Genomic DNA, 18,306 nt, shown 5'->3' with positions numbered 1-18,306 from the left:
CCATCTAATTGAGAGAGCTCAAAGCCATTTAAACGATGACATCAACTTGAGATAAATCCTCAAACGAAGAAACATGTTTAATATGCTTGTGCTTCAATAGCTCTGGAGACTTGGGGTCGATCACAAAGGCCTTATCAGCTAGTAAAAGCACATCAAGATCATTTAACCGATCCCCAATAGCCCAAACTTCAGTGAAACTTGGTTTATTGTTTTTGGAGAGAAATCGTTTAATCACATTACTTTTGCAGGGTTGCAAATTCCCATGACTACGATCAGGGAAAAAGTCTTTATTGAAATTTAAATCTCCGCTACAAATATCGTTTCTAAATCTCAGAGTGTGAGCAATTGCAAAATCTGCAAAAATTCTCTTGCGCATGATTTCAGCGGCAATAAAGTAACTATCAGATATCAGTCCAACCATAAAGCCATTGCGCTTCATTTGATTTACAAATTCAACGACACCAGGTTTGATAGGCATCGACATTGCTACTTTTTCAAATTGAGTTCGATGGGTAAATTTGAAAATTTCTGCAACTTTCTGTTCACGAATAACGGCATCATTTTGATAAAGATTCAGTATGGCTCCCAAAGTTTCCTCGGTATGAGTAAAGCTTGCCAAATCTTGGATAAATTGATTTGGTGTGATGGTGCCATCCATATTTAATAGCACTACTTTGCGACGATCCTTGCGGCGATTGATGATGTAATCAAATGAGGCTGAGGCAAGTCTTTGTTCCTCATACATCTCAGAGATTTGTTCTACATGTAGTCTTCCAGCATGGCGTGAGTAATGATGAATCACGCGAGCTACTTCATTGGCCATGGTTGTAAGGTCTACCAAAGGCTGACTATCATGCTCTAAAGAACCAATATCTACCTCGCAGATACGTGCCCCTTTAAGATGAGCGTCAATAAGAAGACCAATGTCTACACCATAGCCAGATTCAAAAGTGAGCTTTTTAAGTAAAGAAGATTTGGCGGCAATAATTCCACCGAGTGGTTGAGATATCCCAGCTAGTTCTGGAAAAAATACTTTGAGCATGGGTTTGGCAGTTAGTTCAGTAACTCGTCCACCGCCCCTACCAAATTTTGCTTTTACAAAGTCAGCGTCATCTGTAATCAATGGTGCTACCATTTTTGCAATGATATTTTCTTCTAGGCCTGATAGGTCGCCATCTAAAAAAACAATGTACTCATGCATTGCGATCTGAACACCATCAAGCATTGAAGCGCCTTTACCTAGCATTGAGCTCCTCTGTACTTGTGCTCCAGCAGATCGGGCTATTTGGGCTGTGTTATCAATCGAGCTGTCATCAATCACAATGACTTCCCCAGTGAAGGTATCCTTTTGCGCGTATTGAATAACCGACTCAATCGCTTTTTCTTCGTTCAGCGCTGGAATGACAACGCTACAAAGTGCTTGATGTAAGACGCTTGTTGGATTGGATGTTTCTTGTCTGCGCAAAACCTCTTTGCTTGTCTGAACTGCAATTTGAGATTGAGTGCGAAGAAAATAATTTAATTTTCTCCATAGACGCATTAGAAATACTTTCATGCTCTTCTCCTGTGGAGATATCTGAAGTCAAAGTATACCTAGTGAATGTTGAACTTCCATGGTTCTGCTTGCTAGTCGTCTTTCAGGGCTCTAAGTGCATGATTTTTTTACAACTGATGAATTATCAATTGATCAGAGCATGATTTTTTGTATGATGAAATTGCATATGTATCAAAAAGTATAAAATCTTTGCAATGTTCTTTAATAAGAAAAATTTAATTCTTGCTATTTGCATCTTCATTGTTACCTTCAAAGTAATGGCGGGAAATATTTTTATTCAGAGTGCGGTAGAGCGCGCTTGCCTGTACTCGTCTAGCTGCACGAATCTTGAGCTCAGTTCAAATTCATTATCTGCAGCTGAAGTAGCAAGCGATGAAGAGCCTGTTTACACATTATTTTTGATGTCCCACGTCACGGGAAATGTGGGAAGCACATCATTAGATCTCCCGTCTTCTCCAGATTTTCGATCTGCGTATAACCTCTCTGAGGATAGGCTAGTGCTTGGCCATATAGCCGATTGCCCCTACAAGCCGCCCAAATCCTAATCCCCTCTAGCTTGTTATCTGTTTGGCGACATTAGGTCGCAACGCGCTTATGCCATGCAAATGCATGGATGGCAGGCTTTTTTAGAGCTCTCGTATTCCTAATTTTTGCTTACGAGTGCCTTTACTAATTTTGCAACACTTCGTTAATGAAGTTATTTGCATTGGATATTTGGGTCAAAAATGAAAAAAATATTATTAATCAGCTCTATTGCTTTGGTGCTTTTGGGCGGCTGTGCTAGCAATCAACATGTTTCCACACAATCAAATGTAGCGAACATTCAATCTAAACCATTAATTTCACCCTCGAAGAGTGCTTCTGCGGCAAAGCCAAGGGATGATATTCAAAATGAGATTGCTCAATGCATTCAGGCGGTTAATGAGGGTAAAACTGCTCAATCGATTGACGGCACAATTTTTGCCCTAGACTCTGCGAACCCAAGCTCTAAATTTTTGTACTCATCCCCAAATAAATTAACTACAGATGAGACAGTGCTACTTTCAAAGTTCAAGCGAGAAACCCAAAAGTGCAGGCAAATTGCAATGAAAATTCAAAATCCATCACTTCGTAAGGTGTATCAAAACTATTTCACAAAAATTGATCGTGTGTATGACGATTTGATTTATAAAAAAATTACTATTGGTGTTGCAAATCAGGAGCGTTCTCTATTGATGAATCAATTCAAGATGCAGTTCCTTGATGCCTTAAATAAATAAATCCATTGCCATGACAGCTAGATATCGCTTTGCTTGTCGAGCTTGTGGGTTTAATTGCATTAGCTCCTTTGGCATGGGGAGGGATGTCTACTTTACCCATGTCGTCAAGTTTTGCCAGAAGTGCCATGCTGTTGCTGAGTACACGGTTCCCAACTCAATTGGGTTGAGTGAGCGTTTAAATTGCAGTCAATGTAATGAGGCTAACTCATTGAAAGATTGGGATGGCATTATCTGCCCACTCTGCAAAAAGGCTTTGCACGCATCTGGAAGAGATGTCGATGGATTGAGTTGAGCTAGTCTCATGATGTAGTGCTTGCCACTAAAGTAAAAAAGGATTGAGTCCAGTTAATCTCTGCACTCAATCCCTCAAGCCAACCAAAAAAACTGTCCTTGATTTGGGTCAGTCTCTTAGCTGTTTTTCAATAATGTATTGATCACTCTAATTCTAATTTCTGCTTAGCAACAACCCCTTTGTAGGTTGCAAGCTCTGCAGCCATTTCTTTGGAGAAGGCCTCAGGGCCATTCACGTTAATGATGGAGCCAGTATCTTCAATACGCTTTCTCACGGCAGGATCTAAGACTGCTTTTTGAGCTGCTGCATAAATTTTATCCACTACATCTTTAGGCAGGCCTGCAGGTCCTAAAAGACCGTAGTAAGCCATTCTGTTTGCTGGTGCCAAGCCTACCTCAGCAAACGTTGGAACGTTAGGTAACTGCGCAATTCTCTTTGGTGCCGCAATCACAATTGGAATGAGACGACCATCTTTGATGAAGGGAAGGGCAGAAGGTAGGTTGTCAAACATGATGGGTACTTGACCGGCAACAACGTCAACGAGGCCAGGGCCTGCACCACGGTAAGGAATGTGAACGATAAATGTTCCAGTCAAACTCTTAAACAACTCTGTTTGCAGATGGCCAATACCACCAGTACCTGAGCTCGCGTAGGAATATTTGCCAGGATTCTTTTTGATGACCTCAATAAAGGTTTTGTAATCCCTTGCTGGGAATGATGGGTTCACCACAATCACATTGGGTGTCGCAGCAATATTAGTAATTGCTGTGAAGTCCTTCAGTGGGTCGTAACCAATCTTAGTATTAATTGCTGGATTAGAGGCTGTAGTAGAAATTGTGGCCATACCTAGTGTGTATCCATCCTTCGGAGCACGTACCACTTCTAGTGCGCCAACAGAGCCGCCACCACCAGCTTTGTTTTCCACAATGACAGATTGACCAAGTTGCTTGCTTAATGGCTCAGCCATGCTGCGTGCGATGATGTCGGTACTCCCGCCGGGGGCAAATGGAACAACAATTCTGATAGGTTTGTTAGGGTAGTTTTGAGCGATCGCTCCAAAGCTAATGAGTGAGCCACAGACTATCGCGATCAACTTACTTGTTAATGTCATTACTTATTCTCCAATTAGGAAGTGCATGAGGACTGGTAATTAATCCCTGCTTTTAGGATATTAGACGACGGAGAGTAACGAAATAGATCTTTCACTAATTTGGGGCAAGCAGTGAACTCAAAACCCCATAAAAGCAAAAAGCCCTTATAAATAAGGGCTTAGAGCTGTAATACTGGTTGCGGGGGCAGGATTTGAACCTACGACCTTCGGGTTATGAGCCCGACGAGCTGCCAGACTGCTCCACCCCGCGTCTGAAGCTGAAATTCTACCATTTTTTGACCCTTGCTGTCGAGGAGACCTTTAAATTCAGCATAAAAAACGGCTTTTTAGGATAAATAAGTCATCTGAGTCAAGCTGCATAAGGAGTAATATATTGCCACGCAACATCCACCAAGGCCTTTTAAATGTCAATTAGTAACCCTGAGTTTTCTAATTCCACGTTGTTAAAACCGGTTGAGCTGCACGATGATCACAATGACCATAAAAAGGGTCTTGGGGCAATGATGATTGCTGCCATCGGAGTGGTGTTCGGTGATATTGGTACGAGCCCTTTGTACGCGCTCAAAGAATGTTTTGACCCAGAACACGGCATTACATTTTCACCAGAGGCGTTATTTGGTGTGATTGCCATGATGATCTGGTCTTTGATCATGGTCGTAACCTTTAAGTACGTGCTGTTTGTGATGCGCGCTGACAATAAAGGTGAAGGTGGTGTTTTATCACTGATGGCCTTAGCACTACGTACTTTTGATAGTAAGTCTAAGAAATATTTCTTTCTTATGATCTTGGGCATGCTTGGTGCATGCATGCTGCTTGGCGAGTCTGTAATTACTCCAGCGATTTCAGTTTTATCTGCTGTTGAGGGTATTGAAATTGCAGCGCCTGGTTTGCATAAATATATTATCCCGATCTCTCTAGTAATTTTGGTGGCTTTATTTTTAATCCAAAAATACGGTACTGCAGCTGTTGGCAATCTCTTTGGCCCAGTCACTCTGACTTGGTTTATTACGCTTGCGGTATTGGGGGCTATTAATATAGGCGCAGCGCCACAAATTATTGGGGCAATCAACCCAATATACGCAGTCCATTTTATTGTTGATCATCCCACTACCGCTTATATTGTGATGGGTGCTGTAGTGCTGGTGGTAACTGGGGTCGAGGCCTTATATTTGGATATGGGCCATTTTGGTAGAAGCCCCGTGCGCTACGCTTGGCTCATTGTGGTTCTACCAAGCCTCTTGATTAATTATCTGGGACAGGGCGCACTCTTATTGTCAAACCCAGAAGCAGTCTCCAATCCATTTTATTTAATGGTTCCTGAGTGGGCTCTATGGCCAGTGGTGGGCTTGGCGACTGCAGCTACTGTGATCGCCTCTCAGGCAGTTATTTCTGGGGCGTACTCTTTAGTAAGTCAGGCAATCTTGCTTGGATTTATGCCGCGCATGACGATCATGCATACCTCTGATTCAGAGCAAGGGCAGATTTATATTCCGGTCGTGAACTGGGTTCTTTTGTTTATGGTCGTAGTGACGATTATTGAATTTAGAGAGTCAGTCAATCTGGCTGCAGCTTATGGTATTTCAGTTACCTCTACCATGATGATTACTGCAATCTTGTTGGGAGTGGTTATGTATCGCGAGTGGAAGATGAATATCTTCCTGGTACTGGGCTTGTCGATTATTTTCTTTATCTTAGATTTTGCTTTCTGGACTGCGAATTTAATCAAAATTAAAGATGGTGGTTGGTACCCGCTATTCTTAGGCTTAGTCATTTTCACTTGCTTGATAACCTGGTATCGAGGACGCAAACTGTTGCGCGCTAAAGTGGAAGAAGGGTCTATTCCATTGCAAGCATTTGTGAGTAGCCTGCTAGCTCATCCACCCCATCGTGTTGAGGGGACTGCTATCTTTTTGACAGCCCATGTGGACTATGTTCCAGTGGCAATGCTCCATAACCTCAAGCACAACCGCGTAATGCATGAGCGTATCTTTTTTATTAAGTTAAGTACCTGGGATGTGCCATACGTGAATGATGATCAGCGCATCACGATGAAAGATCTAGGGGGTGGCGTTTACTTGGTCAGGGCCGTGCATGGCTTTAAAGAGTCGCCAGACATCAATAAAGTTTTAGAGCTCCTGCAAAAACAAGAAAATATTGAATTTAATGTGATGGATACTTCTTTCTTTGTGTCTCGTGACACCATTGTTCCATCGGCGAATCCTGGGATGGCGCTGTGGAGGGAGAAGTTGTTTGGTTGGATGATGCAAAATGCCGCAAAGCCCTCAGATTTTTTCAAGATTCCTGCCAATCGCTTGGTTGAGTTAGGTGCAAAGGTGGAGATTTGATAAAGCTCGGTTCTGTGCGTGCATTATTTTCTGTTGGGACATTCCTGTTGGTGTGCTCCTTCAGCCCTTCAGTGCTGGCTACGCCTGCTGAAGAGGCTCAGCTAGAGCAACTCGACAAAATTGAACGAGAGCTAGAGTTGCAGCGCGACTGGGCTAAATACCGCTGGGAAAAAACCAACTCTGAGTGCTATCAAAAGTATTGGGTCAATAGTTGCCTGAAAGATTCTCGTGCCCAATATCGTAAAGAGATTGATCCGATTCGTGTGCAAGAAGTCGAGTTACATGAAGTGCAGCGTAAGTTGCGTTCCAGTATTAAAGATCAGCGCGATGTCGCGAAGATTGCTGAACGTGCCTCTGCTGAAAAAGCGGCTGAGCGTGTGGCCAATCAGAAAGAATTTGAAGAGAAACAAAAGGCAGCAGCTGCTCGTGCAGCAGATGTAGAGCAACGCCGCAAAGATGCACCTAAGCGCGCTCAAGAGAATAAAGCGGGCACGCAGCTCGATTAAATGATTTTGACTGCTGCATTCATTTATTAATTACTAGGTAATACTTTGGCCAAGATTAAAACAATCTATATCTGTCAGTCATGCGGTGGAACCTCTGCTAAGTGGCAAGGACAATGTCCTTCATGCCAGGCATGGAATACGCTAGAAGAAGGTTTACCTGAGGTGAGCTCCAACACTCGTTTTCAGGGTTTAGCGCAGTCACTTCCGCGTCAAAAACTTTCCGCTATCAGTGCTGAAGATCTCCCACGTTTTAGTACTGGTGTCGAAGAGTTTGATCGTGTGCTGGGTGGTGGATTAGTTCCTGGCGGGGTTGTTCTATTGGGTGGTGATCCCGGTATTGGTAAATCAACCTTACTGCTGCAAGCACTCGCTGAGATGAGTGCTGCAGGCATGAATGTTCTTTATAGTAGTGGCGAGGAGTCAGCTGCGCAAATTGCTTTACGAGCAAAACGTATTGCACTGGATGCCCCTCAATTGGAAGTCCTCGCTGAGATACAGTTAGAAAAGCTCTTATCCATCATGGATACCGTCAAGCCGCAGGTCTTAGTGGTGGACTCTATTCAGACCTTGTACTCAGAAGTGCTGAGTTCTGCCCCTGGTTCTGTTGCGCAAGTGCGCGAGTGTGCCGCGCAACTGACGAGAGCTGCTAAATCCAGTGGCATCTGTGTCCTGATGGTGGGGCACGTAACTAAAGACGGTCATTTAGCTGGTCCCCGTGTGCTTGAGCATATTGTGGATACAGTGCTCTATTTTGAGGGTGATACACACTCCTCATTTAGATTGGTGCGCTCGATTAAAAACCGTTTTGGTGCAGTCAATGAGCTCGGCGTCTTTGCTATGACTGAAAAAGGTTTGCGCGGAGTTGCTAATCCTTCTGCAATTTTTCTATCCCAGCATGCGGAGATGGTGCCTGGTGCTTGCGTGTTAGTCACTCAAGAGGGTAGCCGTCCACTCTTGGTAGAAATTCAGGCATTAGTTGATACAGCGCATATCCCTAATCCAAGAAGATTGGCAGTTGGACTGGAGCAAGCTCGTCTTGCAATGCTCTTGGCAGTTTTGCATCGTCATGCTGGTGTAGCGTGTTTTGATCAAGACGTCTTCTTAAACGCAGTTGGTGGCGTGAAGATTTCAGAACCAGCTGCTGACTTGGCAGTGTTGTTGGCTATTCAATCTTCGATTCGGAATAAAGCCTTACCTAAAGAGTTGATTGTCTTTGGTGAGGTTGGTTTGGCTGGAGAAATTCGTCCATGCCCACGTGGTCAAGAGCGTTTGAAAGAAGCGGCTAAGCTCGGCTTTACAGTGGCAATCATTCCGAAGGCAAATATGCCGAAGACAAAGATTCCAGGACTAAGAGTGATACCAGTAGAGCGTATTGATCAGGCTATCTCTGCGGCAGCAGAGTTGAGTTAAAGCAAGCAAAAAGGTTAGTGCAAGTCTTCCGCTTGAATAAGTAGGACTTGCTCATCACCTGCAGACACTTCCATCCAAATGACGGGGATCTGTGGGAATGCCTTTTTAAAGTGCTCATACTCATTGCCAATCTCGATCAGAATGGCGCCACGCTCAGAGAGATAGTCCGGAGCGCCAGCAATAATCTTACGAATCAGATCCATACCATCAGCGCCACCTGCTAATGCTAAAGCAGGCTCTGCATGATATTCAGCAGGCAGGGCATTCATGGAATCCGCATTGACATAAGGCGGGTTGCAAATGATCAGGTCAAAGAGATTATCTTCATGAGGCTCTGGCAGTGCATTCCAGAGATCACCCTCAAAAAGTTCTACCTGCGAAGTAAGGCCATGGCGATCGAGATTACGTGATGCCACTGCCAATGCAGGTAGGCTAATGTCGCAAGCGCTCACGTGAATATCTGGGCAAGATAAGGCTAGCAAAATCGCTAGAGAGCCATTACCAGTGCAGAGATCCAAGGCTTTACCATCAGCGGGCAGCCAAGGCTCAAGTGAGCCATCCACAATGAGTTCTGCAATCCATGAGCGGGGAACAATGCTCTGCTCGCTGGAGTAAAAAGGCACACCCATCAACCAGGCTTCACCCAAGATATAGGCCAAGGGCTTGCGTGTAGAGATGCGAGTTTGTGTAATCTCAAAAGCCTTAGCAATTTGCTCGGCAGTCATGATTCGCTCTAGGTGATCGAGTGCATCAGCAGGGCTGAGGTCTAGCTGTTTGCTAGCAATCCACAGAGCCTCGCTCCCAGCATCAATCGCACCATGCCCATAATGCAAATCTGCTGCCTCTAGTCGTTGTGCAATTTGATCAATACATTGATCAAGTGATAGAGATTGCTGGGGCGCAGGGTCCATTAGGAATTTGTATCGGAAGTAATTGACTGAATATGTTTAAGCAATGAGTTGTTCGAGAGTCTTACGGAAAATATTTTTGAGTGGTACAACATCGTCCACATTCACACACTCATCAATTTTGTGACTCGTCGCATTAATCGGGCCAAACTCGACCACCTCTTTGCAGATCTTGGCAATAAAGCGTCCATCGCTGGTGCCGCCGGTAGTAGATAGTTCTGTATCAATTTTGGTTTCAGATTTGATGGCTTTGCGGAGGGCGCCAGCAAGGGCACCATCGCCAGTAATAAATGGGCTGCCACCCAAGACCCAATCAATTTCAAAGTCGAGACCTGCGTCAGTAAGTATTCCTTCTAGACGACTGCGTAATTCTTCTGGCTTACTTTCAGTGGAAAAGCGGAAGTTGAAATCTACAGCTAGCTCGCCAGGAATGACATTGTTGGCACCGGTGCCAGCATGAATATTGGAAATCTGAAAACTGGTAGGCTGAAAATACTGATTGCCTTTATCCCACTCGGTTTCTACTAATGCTTGAATTGCTGGTGCTGAAATATGAATTGGATTTTTACCAAGGTGAGGGTAGGCAATGTGCGCCTGAATACCTTTGACTCGAAGCTTGCCTGAGAGCGAGCCACGACGACCATTTTTAATCATGTCGCCTAATTTATCTACTGAGGTTGGCTCACCAATCACGCAATAATCCAAACGTTGCCCATGCTTTTGCAAACGCTCGCACATGATGACGGTGCCATCGTTTGCTGGACCTTCTTCATCACTGGTAATCAAAAAAGCAATAGAGCCTTTGTGATTGGGATGAGTGATGACAAATTCTTCCGTAGCAACGACAAAGGCTGCCAGTGAGGTCTTCATATCGGCAGCGCCACGGCCATAAAGCATGCCGTCCCGAATGGTTGGGGTAAATGGATCATTAGTCCACTTTTCCAATGGGCCGGTAGGCACCACATCAGTATGGCCGGCAAACATTAAGACTTCACCTTGATCGCCTGATGTACCTTTTTTGATTGCCCAAAGATTGGTGACCTGGAAATTCTCGGGACCACTAATAACGCTTTCTGTATGAAACCCAATTGCTTGAAGGCGGTGGGCTATGAGGTCCTGACAGCCTCCGTCCGCTGGGGTGACCGAGCGGCAGGAGATGAGGGCTTCAGTTAACTCAAGGGTAGCGCTCATAGATCCGACTTAATCGCGCAATAGTTCGTTAATGGCAGTTTTTGCTCTAGTTTGAGCGTCTACCTTTTTCACAATGATTGCAGCGTACAAGCTGTACTTGCCGCAAGCTGATGGAAGTGAGCCTGGCACCACAACAGAGCCTGCTGGGACACGGCCATAATGGATTTCACCGGTTTCACGGTCGTAGATCTTGGTGCTTTGACCAATATAAACACCCATTGAGAGCACGGCGTTTTCTTCAATCACCACACCTTCAACCACCTCTGAGCGGGCGCCGATAAAGCAGTTATCTTCAATAATCACTGGACCAGCTTGGATCGGCTCTAAAACACCGCCAATGCCAACGCCGCCAGAAAGGTGAACGTTTTTACCGATTTGGGCGCATGAACCTACTGTTGCCCAGGTATCCACCATGGTGCCTTCACCGACATAAGCGCCAATATTGACGTAGGAAGGCATTAAAACAGCATTTTTACCAATAAATGAGCCACGACGAGCCATTGCAGGAGGAACTACGCGAAAACCGCCATTGGCGAAGTCTTGAGCGGTGTAGTGCTCAAACTTGCTAGGAACCTTGTCGTAGAACTGGGTATAGCCACCAGCACCCATTGGTTTATTGTCTTCTAGGCGAAAAGAGAGCAAAACTGCCTTTTTCACCCACTGGTTTACCTCCCATTTGCCAACGCTACGGCGCTCCGCTACGCGAATACTGCCTGTATTGAGACCCTCTAGGACGGCATTGACGGCGTTACGGATTTCTCCAGAAACGGCCTCAGGGGACAGGTTTGCGCGGTTTTCCCAGGCTTGTTCGATGATGCTTTGTGGTGATTGGCTCATGCTTTTTAGTTAACTATCAGATTGTTAAGGGGTTTTGCCCCTGGAAGTAGATTAATCATTATATCGGTGGGGCAAAAACCCGTGTAGGTAGACCTAAGCTTGCTATCATCTTCCCACTTTAGTAATAATTTTTACCCCCTTATTTGAACCCCCTTTTTCCCTGCAAAGTACGCCGTGCAACTGAAATCCATCAAACTTTCCGGCTTTAAGTCATTTGTCGATCCGACCCAATTTGAAATGCCAGGTCAATTGATCGGCGTTGTGGGTCCTAATGGTTGCGGAAAGTCCAACATTATTGATGCAGTACGTTGGGTTTTGGGGGAGTCCCGAGCCAGTGAGTTGCGTGGTGAATCCATGCAGGACGTTATTTTTAATGGCTCTGGTTTGCGTAAACCTTCTGGGCGTGCCAGTGTAGAACTCATTTTTGACAATTCAGATGGTCGCGCACAAGGGCAGTGGAGTGCATTTACTGAGCTGGGCGTGAAACGCGTATTGACTCGTGATGGCAACTCGAGCTACTACGTGAACAATCAAGTTGTCCGTCGTAAAGACATTCAAGATATTTTCTTGGGCACGGGCATGGGCCCAAGAGGCTACGCGATTATTGGGCAGGGCACGATCAACCGCATCTTGGAAGCAAAGCCAGAAGAACTGCGTGTTTTCTTGGAAGAAGCTGCAGGCGTTTCAAAATACAAAGAGCGTCGCAAAGAAACCGCCTCTCGACTTGAAGACACCAAAGAAAATTTAGTACGCGTAGAAGACATCCTGCGTGAGCTCGATCAACAACTCACTCGTTTAGAAAAGCAGGCTACAGTAGCTGAGCGTCATGCTGAACTTTCTGCAGAGATGAAATCTCAGCAACAGTTACTCTGGTTTGTGCGTCAGACTGAGGCTGGCAAAGAGCAGGAGCGTCATGCCAATGGCATTCGTGACACTCAAGTCCATTTGGAAGAGCAGACGGCAAAAATGCGTCATGCTGAAACTGAGCTCGAGACCATGCGCACCGAACAGTACGCATTGCAAGATAAGGTTTCTCAAGCGCAAGGTGACTTGTATCAAACCAACGCTGATGTCAGCCAAGTAGAGTCACAGATTCGTTATGTGCAAGAAGCACGTCAGCGTCTACAACAGCAATCCCAAGATTTACTAGCTCAATTACAGCGCTGGACTGTGCAAGAAACAGATGCTGCACAAGCTCAACGCACTGCAGAGCAAGAGCTCAGCCTGGCTGCAGAAAAAGAGCAAACATTAATAGCGGAATTATCTGGCTTGCAAGAGCAGATGCCAGCTCGCGAAGAGTCCTATCAAGTCTACTCACGAGAACTCAATGATGCCCGCGAGAGCTTGGCAACCATCGATCAGCGCTTAGCAAGTCTAGGTGAACGCGTTAAAGCAATTACCACTCAAGTAGAAGAGCTCAAAGGGCGCGATAGTCGTCTTGAGGCTGAACTTGCTGGCATGCGTAGACCGGATGCTGAAGCATTACAAATGGCAATTGATCGCCACGCAATGGCTCAGCGAAAAGTTGATGAAGCAAGACAAAAAGCCGGTGAAGCACAACAGCGCGTTCCAGCTGCTGATGAAGCTCGTAATACTGCGCAACAGCAGATTCAATCAGCTAACCAAGAATTGGCTCAAACTGAAGCTAAATTAACTGCACTGACTGCATTGCAGGCCAGCGTTCAAGCGCAGGGCAAGATTGGTCCATGGCTTGAGAGCAAAGGCTTAAAAGAGAGCAAGCGTCTTTGGCAAGAGCTCAAGGTGGAGAGTGGTTGGGAAGCTGCTTTGGAATCCGTATTACGTGAGCGCTTAGCGGCGGTAACGGCGAAGAGTGTCCAAGAAACTCTAGCTTTAGCCAATGATGCTCCCCCAAGCCGTTTAGCTATTTTGTTAACAGAAGATATTTCTCCTGCGCACACTACTGTGCCGGCTGATTTCACGCCACTATTGACTCGAGTTCAGAGCGCAGGCGCACCGCGTGTTGCAGGCGTATTGCAAGAGTGGTTAGATAACATCTACATTGCTAATAGCTTGGAAGATGCGCTGCATCGTCGCGAGAAGTTGCCAGCAGGAGGCGCTTTCGTCACCCAACAAGGCCATTTGGTGAGCCGTGTGGGTGTGCAGTTATATGCTGCAGACTCTGAGCAGGCTGGTATGTTGGCGCGTGCTCAAGAGATGGAAGGTCTCGAAAAGCAATTGCGTGCACAAAAGTTAATTCAGAGTGAGTTGCAAGGTGAGTTGGATCAATGCGTCTCTAATTATCAGGCTGCCCATCAAACTGCTGAGCAAACTCGTATTGCTGCAGAACAAGCTGTACAAGAAGTGCATGGCTTTGAAGTGGAAAGAATGCAGTTAACTCAAGCTGAAGAAAAGTACAGCCAGCGCGCTGAGCAAATTCAGGGTGAGTTAAGTGAGTTGCGCCAGCAAATGGAGCAGCTAACTCAAACTCAAGAGCAATCAGCAGAAGAGCTCGCTCAGTCTGAAGAATCTAAACAAGGCTTACAAGAGAATCTGGCGATTGCTCAGGAGAAGCTTGAGTTAGCCACTCAAGAACGTGATCGTCTTCGCGAATCCTTACGCTCATCTGAGATGTCAGCTCAAGAGGCAGCTTTTGCAACCCGATCTTTACAGCAGCGTATTGCGGATTTGCAGCGTGATCAAAGTACAGCGCGTGTCCAGATTATGGAGATTCAGGATAAGCAAGCTAGCTCTGAGCAAGAACTTGAAACTCTCAGCGATGATGAAGCGCAAGATAAATTGCAGGGCTTATTGTTGGCACGTAGTGCTCGTGAGGCTGCACTGGCAAATGCCCGTACTGAACAAGACGCTTTATTACATCAACTACGTGAAGCGGATGAAGTGCGCTTACAGATTGAGCGCAGTCTTCAGCCAATGCGCGACAAGGTGGTGGATTTACAGTTGCGTGAACAGGCTGCTCGCTTGAACTTTGAACAGTTTGCAACCTTACTTTCAGATGCCGAAGCAGACCTCACTGCATTAGAAGCTAGCTTTAGTCCTGACCTCAAGGTTGGAGCTTTGCAAACCGAAGTGAATCGCCTGAATACAGAAATTCAATCTCTAGGCCCAGTGAATATGGCTGCTTTAGATGAGCTTTCTAGCTCACGTGAGCGCAAGCAGTTCCTCGATGCCCAATCGGCTGACTTAAATGAAGCGATGCAGACATTGACTGATGCGATTGCGAAGATTGATGCAGAAACCCGTGATCTATTGCAAGGCACTTTTGACCAAGTAAATACCCATTTTGGAAAACTGTTCCCTGAACTATTCGGTGGAGGTCATGCAGAGTTGGTGATGACTGGTGAAGAAATCTTGGATGCAGGCGTACAGGTTATGGCTCAGCCTCCTGGCAAGAAAAATAGTTCAATCTATTTACTCTCCGGTGGTGAAAAGGCCTTAACCGCAATTGCCCTAGTCTTCTCATTATTCCTTCTTAATCCGGCCCCATTCTGCTTGCTCGATGAGGTTGATGCCCCATTGGATGACGCGAACACCTTGCGTTATGCCCAGATGGTTGCCAAAATGTCTAGTAAGACTCAATTTGTATTCATCTCACATAACAAGATCACTATGGAAATCGCGCATCAGTTGATTGGTGTCACCATGCAAGAGCAGGGCGTATCGCGTATCGTGGCGGTGGATATTTCTTCTGCAGTTTCTATGGTGGAGGCAGCTTAAGTGAATCTAGAGCAACTCATGACAACGCTGGGCTTGTCTGACTTGCAGTTTGCTTTGGCTGTTATTGGCCTATTGATTCTGATTGCAGTAGCTATTCTGAATGTGAAGTACGCTCGTGCACTCCGTAAAGCAAGGGCTGAAGCAGAGGATTACCTTGCTGAGCGTGTTGCACGTGAACCTACTTTTGGATCTGGCTTTGCTGATCCAATTACCGGCGAGCAGCTTGAGCCAACTTTTAAAGAAGTAAGCTTGCCAGTGAAGGCTGACTCGGCCAGCTTTTCTATTGATCCAAGAATTGATTGCGTTATTACTCTTCGCTTCTCTCAGCCGATCACTGGATCAGAAATTCTGAAAGAAATGATTTCTTGGGATGATTTGTCTACACCATCTTCGGCTCGCTGGATGTGTGAAGGTTTAAACGTCGATCTGAATTCTTCTGAGGGGTGGGGCTTGCTTGAGTCGGACTCCTCCTATTCAGAGCTTCAGTTGGCTATTCAGTTAGCAAGTCGTCGTGGACCAATAGGTGTACTAGAGCTGTCTGATTTTTGCTCCAGAGCTCAAGCACTAGCGTTAACGCTAGGTGCCCAAATTGATATGCCAAGTGTTAGTACGATGCTAGAGAAGGCAAAAGATTTAGATGCTATGGCAGCAGAAAGTGATATTCAATTGAGTATCAATGTGCTATTCGATGAAGCGTGCGCTTGGACTAAGCTAGATTCACTCATGAATCAACGTGGGTTCATCTTGTCACGTAGTGGCCGGACTTACGATTACTTTAGTAATCGTGCGCCTATTTTCAGTAGCACTGATCTGAATCCTGGGCAGCCAGTGCAGCAGCTGACTTTGCTCCTAGAATTACCTTTAATTTCGTTTGACGAGAAACCATTCGAGCGCATGCTTTCAGAGGGCCTTGAAATTGCACAAGCCGCTCATGGACGATTAGTGGATGACAACGGTATCAACTTGTCTGATATTTCAATTCAAAGCATTCGTCAGCATCTTGATGGTTTATACGAGAACCTTGAGAGAAGTGGTGTTCCTGCCGGATCTTCTGCTGCTAGTAGACTTTTTAGCTAAGGAATTGTTTTGTCGTCTTCTAGTCCGACAAATTTAGCGGATCGCTACGCATTTTTACAGTCTGAGTTAGCACGCTTAGAGCATGCCTACTATGTTCTAGATAATCCAATAGTCCCTGATAGCGAATACGATCGTCTTTATCGAGAGTTGATCGATATTGAGGCTGCTCATCCTGAGTGGCTTACTTCTGATTCGCTCTCCCAAAGAGTTGGTGGCACGGCACTTAAGGAATTTGATTCGGTTACACATACGGTGCCCATGCTGTCTTTAAACAATGCGTTTGAAGATGTCGAGCTCATTGCCTTTGATCGCCGTTGTCGTGAAGGTCTTCATCTTGACCAAGTGGATTATGCGGGCGAGCTCAAATTTGATGGCTTAGCAATCTCACTTCGTTACGAGCATGGCTCACTAGTTAGGGCTGCTACGCGTGGTGATGGTGCTAGCGGTGAAGATGTCACAGCGAACATCAAAACTATTCGTGCAATTCCATTAAAACTATCTGGTAACAATATTCCTGCTGTATTAGAGGTACGCGGTGAAGTCTTTATGTGCCTCAAAGACTTCCAGAAAATGAATGCCCAAGCAGTATCTCAAGGTGAAAAAGAGTTTGCCAATCCCCGCAATGCTGCAGCGGGCAGTCTGCGCCAACTCGATTCCAAGATCACCGCCAAAAGACCGCTCTCATTCTTTGCTTATGGACTTGGAGCGCTAGAACCACAATCTTGGCTCCCAAAAACGCATGAAGAATTACTCAATGCTTATGCCAAGCTGGGATTACCAGTTTGTTCGGAGCGCCGAGTACTCAAATCTGTAGATGAGATATTGGCTTTCTATGAGGTAGTTGGTGCCAAGCGTGATTTTTTGCCTTACGATATTGATGGTGTGGTCTATAAGGTCAACTCGTTTGCAGAACAGTCCAAGTTGGGCTTTGTTTCTAGAGCCCCACGATTTGCATTGGCTCATAAGTTTCCAGCACAAGAGGCCTTAACAACCGTACTTGGCATTGATGTGCAAGTAGGGCGTACAGGCGCCATCACACCAGTGGCAAGGCTTGCTCCCGTGGAGGTAGGTGGAGTCACCGTGACGAACGCTACTCTCCATAATGAAGATGAAGTCAAACGTAAAGATGTGCGTATTGGCGATACTGTTTCCGTTAGAAGGGCAGGAGATGTGATTCCTGAAGTAGTTTCAGTGGTTAAAGAGCGTAGACCTGCCAATGCAACAGAATTTGTAATGCCAACAAACTGCCCCGTATGTGACTCACATATAGAGCGTTTGGCAGACGAAGCAGTCGCACGTTGCAGTGGCGGACTATTCTGCGGCGCGCAGCGTAAGCAGGCATTAATTCATTTTGCACATAGACGCGCATTAGATATTGAAGGTCTAGGAGAGAAGATTGTTGACCAGTTAGTTGATCAGAATCTTGTGAGAACGCCAGCTGATCTCTATCGCCTTGGTTTTACTGCAATCGCCAACTTGGAGCGTATGGGTGAAAAGTCTGCCGATAATCTTATAGCAGCAATCAACCAATCTAGAAACACGACTCTAGCCAGATTTATATTTGCCTTGGGCATTCGTCACGTCGGTGAAACCACTGCTAAAGATCTGGCTAATCACTATCAGTCCATGCATGCCCTGATGGATGCTACGCTCGAAGACTTACTAACAGTAAAAGATGTTGGCCCTGTAGTGGCCGACTCCATCACCAGCTTTATGGAAGAGGCTCATAACCGCGAAGTCATTGAGCAACTCTTGGCTTCAGGTATGCAACTCTCCGTCGAAGAGAAAGTCATCAGTGCCGCCGTTGCAGGAAAAACCTTCGTACTCACAGGTACTTTTCCAACCATGACAAGAGATGAAGCCAAAGATCTTCTTGAAAAAGCAGGCGCAAAAGTTGCAGGTTCAGTCTCCAAGAAAACAGACTATGTAGTAGCGGGTTCAGACGCGGGAAGCAAACTCACTAAAGCAGAAGAGCTTGGCATTCCCGTTATTGATGAGACCGCAATGCTCAGCTTATTAAGTTAAGTTCTCCACTCCTGGATAGGAAGATGAGGAATCTGTTTAATTGCAAAGCAATTCAAACTAATTTATAGCAATTTTTATTCTGAATCTTGGGTCT

At 45.6% G+C, this 18,306-nt stretch carries 14 protein-coding genes and 1 tRNA gene; 9 read left to right on the top strand and 6 right to left on the bottom strand.

Annotated features, from left to right (window positions below; translation table 11 throughout):
- Positions 1-28: 28 nt before the first annotated feature.
- Positions 29-1,555 carry a glycosyltransferase gene (locus tag FD975_RS06835; RefSeq protein ID WP_215301318.1) on the bottom strand — a complete coding sequence of 509 codons (1,527 nt, stop codon included), beginning with the start codon at positions 1,553-1,555 and terminating at the stop codon, positions 29-31.
- A 194-nt stretch (positions 1,556-1,749) separates the two neighbouring features.
- Between FD975_RS06835 and FD975_RS06830 the strand changes: the two genes are divergently transcribed.
- The 3 genes from FD975_RS06830 to FD975_RS06820 all read left to right on the top strand — a co-directional run bounded on the left by FD975_RS06830 (position 1,750) and on the right by FD975_RS06820 (position 3,106).
- Positions 1,750-2,100: a hypothetical protein gene (locus FD975_RS06830; protein ID WP_215301316.1), complete on the top strand. Its 351-nt coding sequence runs from the start codon at positions 1,750-1,752 to the stop codon at positions 2,098-2,100.
- A gap of 180 nt (positions 2,101-2,280) precedes the next feature.
- Positions 2,281-2,814, top strand: a complete 534-nt coding sequence (locus FD975_RS06825; protein ID WP_215301315.1) for a hypothetical protein — start codon at positions 2,281-2,283, stop codon at positions 2,812-2,814.
- Between the two features lie 10 nt (positions 2,815-2,824).
- Positions 2,825-3,106, top strand: a complete 282-nt coding sequence (locus tag FD975_RS06820) for a hypothetical protein (RefSeq protein WP_215301313.1) — start codon at positions 2,825-2,827, stop codon at positions 3,104-3,106.
- A gap of 142 nt (positions 3,107-3,248) precedes the next feature.
- Here the strand turns inward: FD975_RS06820 and FD975_RS06815 are convergent, their stop codons facing one another.
- Both FD975_RS06815 and FD975_RS06810 read right to left on the bottom strand, forming a co-directional pair.
- A complete protein-coding gene (locus FD975_RS06815; protein WP_215301311.1) occupies positions 3,249-4,217 on the bottom strand; it encodes a tripartite tricarboxylate transporter substrate binding protein BugE in 969 nt (322 codons plus the stop codon).
- Positions 4,218-4,390: 173 nt separating this feature from the next.
- Positions 4,391-4,467: transfer RNA gene (locus tag FD975_RS06810), tRNA-Met, on the bottom strand.
- A 154-nt stretch (positions 4,468-4,621) separates the two neighbouring features.
- Here FD975_RS06810 and FD975_RS06805 point away from each other — a divergent pair.
- Genes FD975_RS06805 through radA form a run of 3 tightly spaced genes read left to right on the top strand, consistent with a single transcriptional unit; the run spans position 4,622 to position 8,478 of the window.
- Complete coding sequence (locus tag FD975_RS06805; RefSeq protein ID WP_215301310.1) at positions 4,622-6,562, top strand: potassium transporter Kup; 1,941 nt, start codon at positions 4,622-4,624, stop codon at positions 6,560-6,562.
- Positions 6,559-7,068: a hypothetical protein gene (locus tag FD975_RS06800; RefSeq protein ID WP_251371168.1), complete on the top strand. Its 510-nt coding sequence runs from the start codon at positions 6,559-6,561 to the stop codon at positions 7,066-7,068. Before FD975_RS06805 ends, FD975_RS06800 begins: the two co-directional genes overlap by 4 nt.
- A 45-nt stretch (positions 7,069-7,113) precedes the next feature.
- On the top strand, positions 7,114-8,478 hold the full coding sequence (gene radA, locus FD975_RS06795; protein ID WP_215301308.1) for a DNA repair protein RadA: 1,365 nt from the start codon (positions 7,114-7,116) through the stop codon (positions 8,476-8,478).
- A gap of 14 nt (positions 8,479-8,492) precedes the next feature.
- Here the strand turns inward: radA and prmB are convergent, their stop codons facing one another.
- Genes prmB through dapD form a run of 3 tightly spaced genes read right to left on the bottom strand, consistent with a single transcriptional unit; the run spans position 8,493 to position 11,414 of the window.
- Positions 8,493-9,389 carry a 50S ribosomal protein L3 N(5)-glutamine methyltransferase gene (prmB, locus tag FD975_RS06790; protein ID WP_215301306.1) on the bottom strand — a complete coding sequence of 299 codons (897 nt, stop codon included), beginning with the start codon at positions 9,387-9,389 and terminating at the stop codon, positions 8,493-8,495.
- Positions 9,390-9,425: 36 nt separating this feature from the next.
- Positions 9,426-10,577, bottom strand: a complete 1,152-nt coding sequence (gene dapE, locus FD975_RS06785; protein WP_215301305.1) for a succinyl-diaminopimelate desuccinylase — start codon at positions 10,575-10,577, stop codon at positions 9,426-9,428.
- Positions 10,578-10,586: 9 nt separating this feature from the next.
- Entirely contained in the window at positions 10,587-11,414 is an 828-nt protein-coding gene (dapD, locus tag FD975_RS06780) for a 2,3,4,5-tetrahydropyridine-2,6-dicarboxylate N-succinyltransferase (RefSeq protein WP_215301303.1), read from the bottom strand.
- Between the two features lie 174 nt (positions 11,415-11,588).
- On the opposite strand from dapD, the gene smc reads away from it, so the two are divergent.
- Genes smc through ligA form a run of 3 tightly spaced genes read left to right on the top strand, consistent with a single transcriptional unit; the run spans position 11,589 to position 18,212 of the window.
- Positions 11,589-15,110, top strand: a complete 3,522-nt coding sequence (smc, locus tag FD975_RS06775; protein ID WP_215301302.1) for a chromosome segregation protein SMC — start codon at positions 11,589-11,591, stop codon at positions 15,108-15,110.
- The gene (locus FD975_RS06770) at positions 15,111-16,187 is read left to right on the top strand and encodes a cell division protein ZipA C-terminal FtsZ-binding domain-containing protein (RefSeq protein WP_251371167.1); all 1,077 of its coding nucleotides are present in this window, start codon (positions 15,111-15,113) and stop codon (positions 16,185-16,187) included.
- A 9-nt stretch (positions 16,188-16,196) separates the two neighbouring features.
- Positions 16,197-18,212 (top strand): NAD-dependent DNA ligase LigA, encoded by a 2,016-nt coding sequence (gene ligA / locus FD975_RS06765; protein WP_215301300.1) that lies wholly within the window; start codon positions 16,197-16,199, stop codon positions 18,210-18,212.
- Positions 18,213-18,306 lie beyond the last annotated feature (94 nt).

This window comes from Polynucleobacter sp. AP-Jannik-300A-C4 (genome assembly GCF_018688335.1).
In the GTDB taxonomy this organism is placed as follows: Bacteria; Pseudomonadota; Gammaproteobacteria; order Burkholderiales; family Burkholderiaceae; genus Polynucleobacter.
Note: the sequence above shows the minus strand (reverse complement) of the source record. Positions and strands in the feature narration are given on the sequence as shown.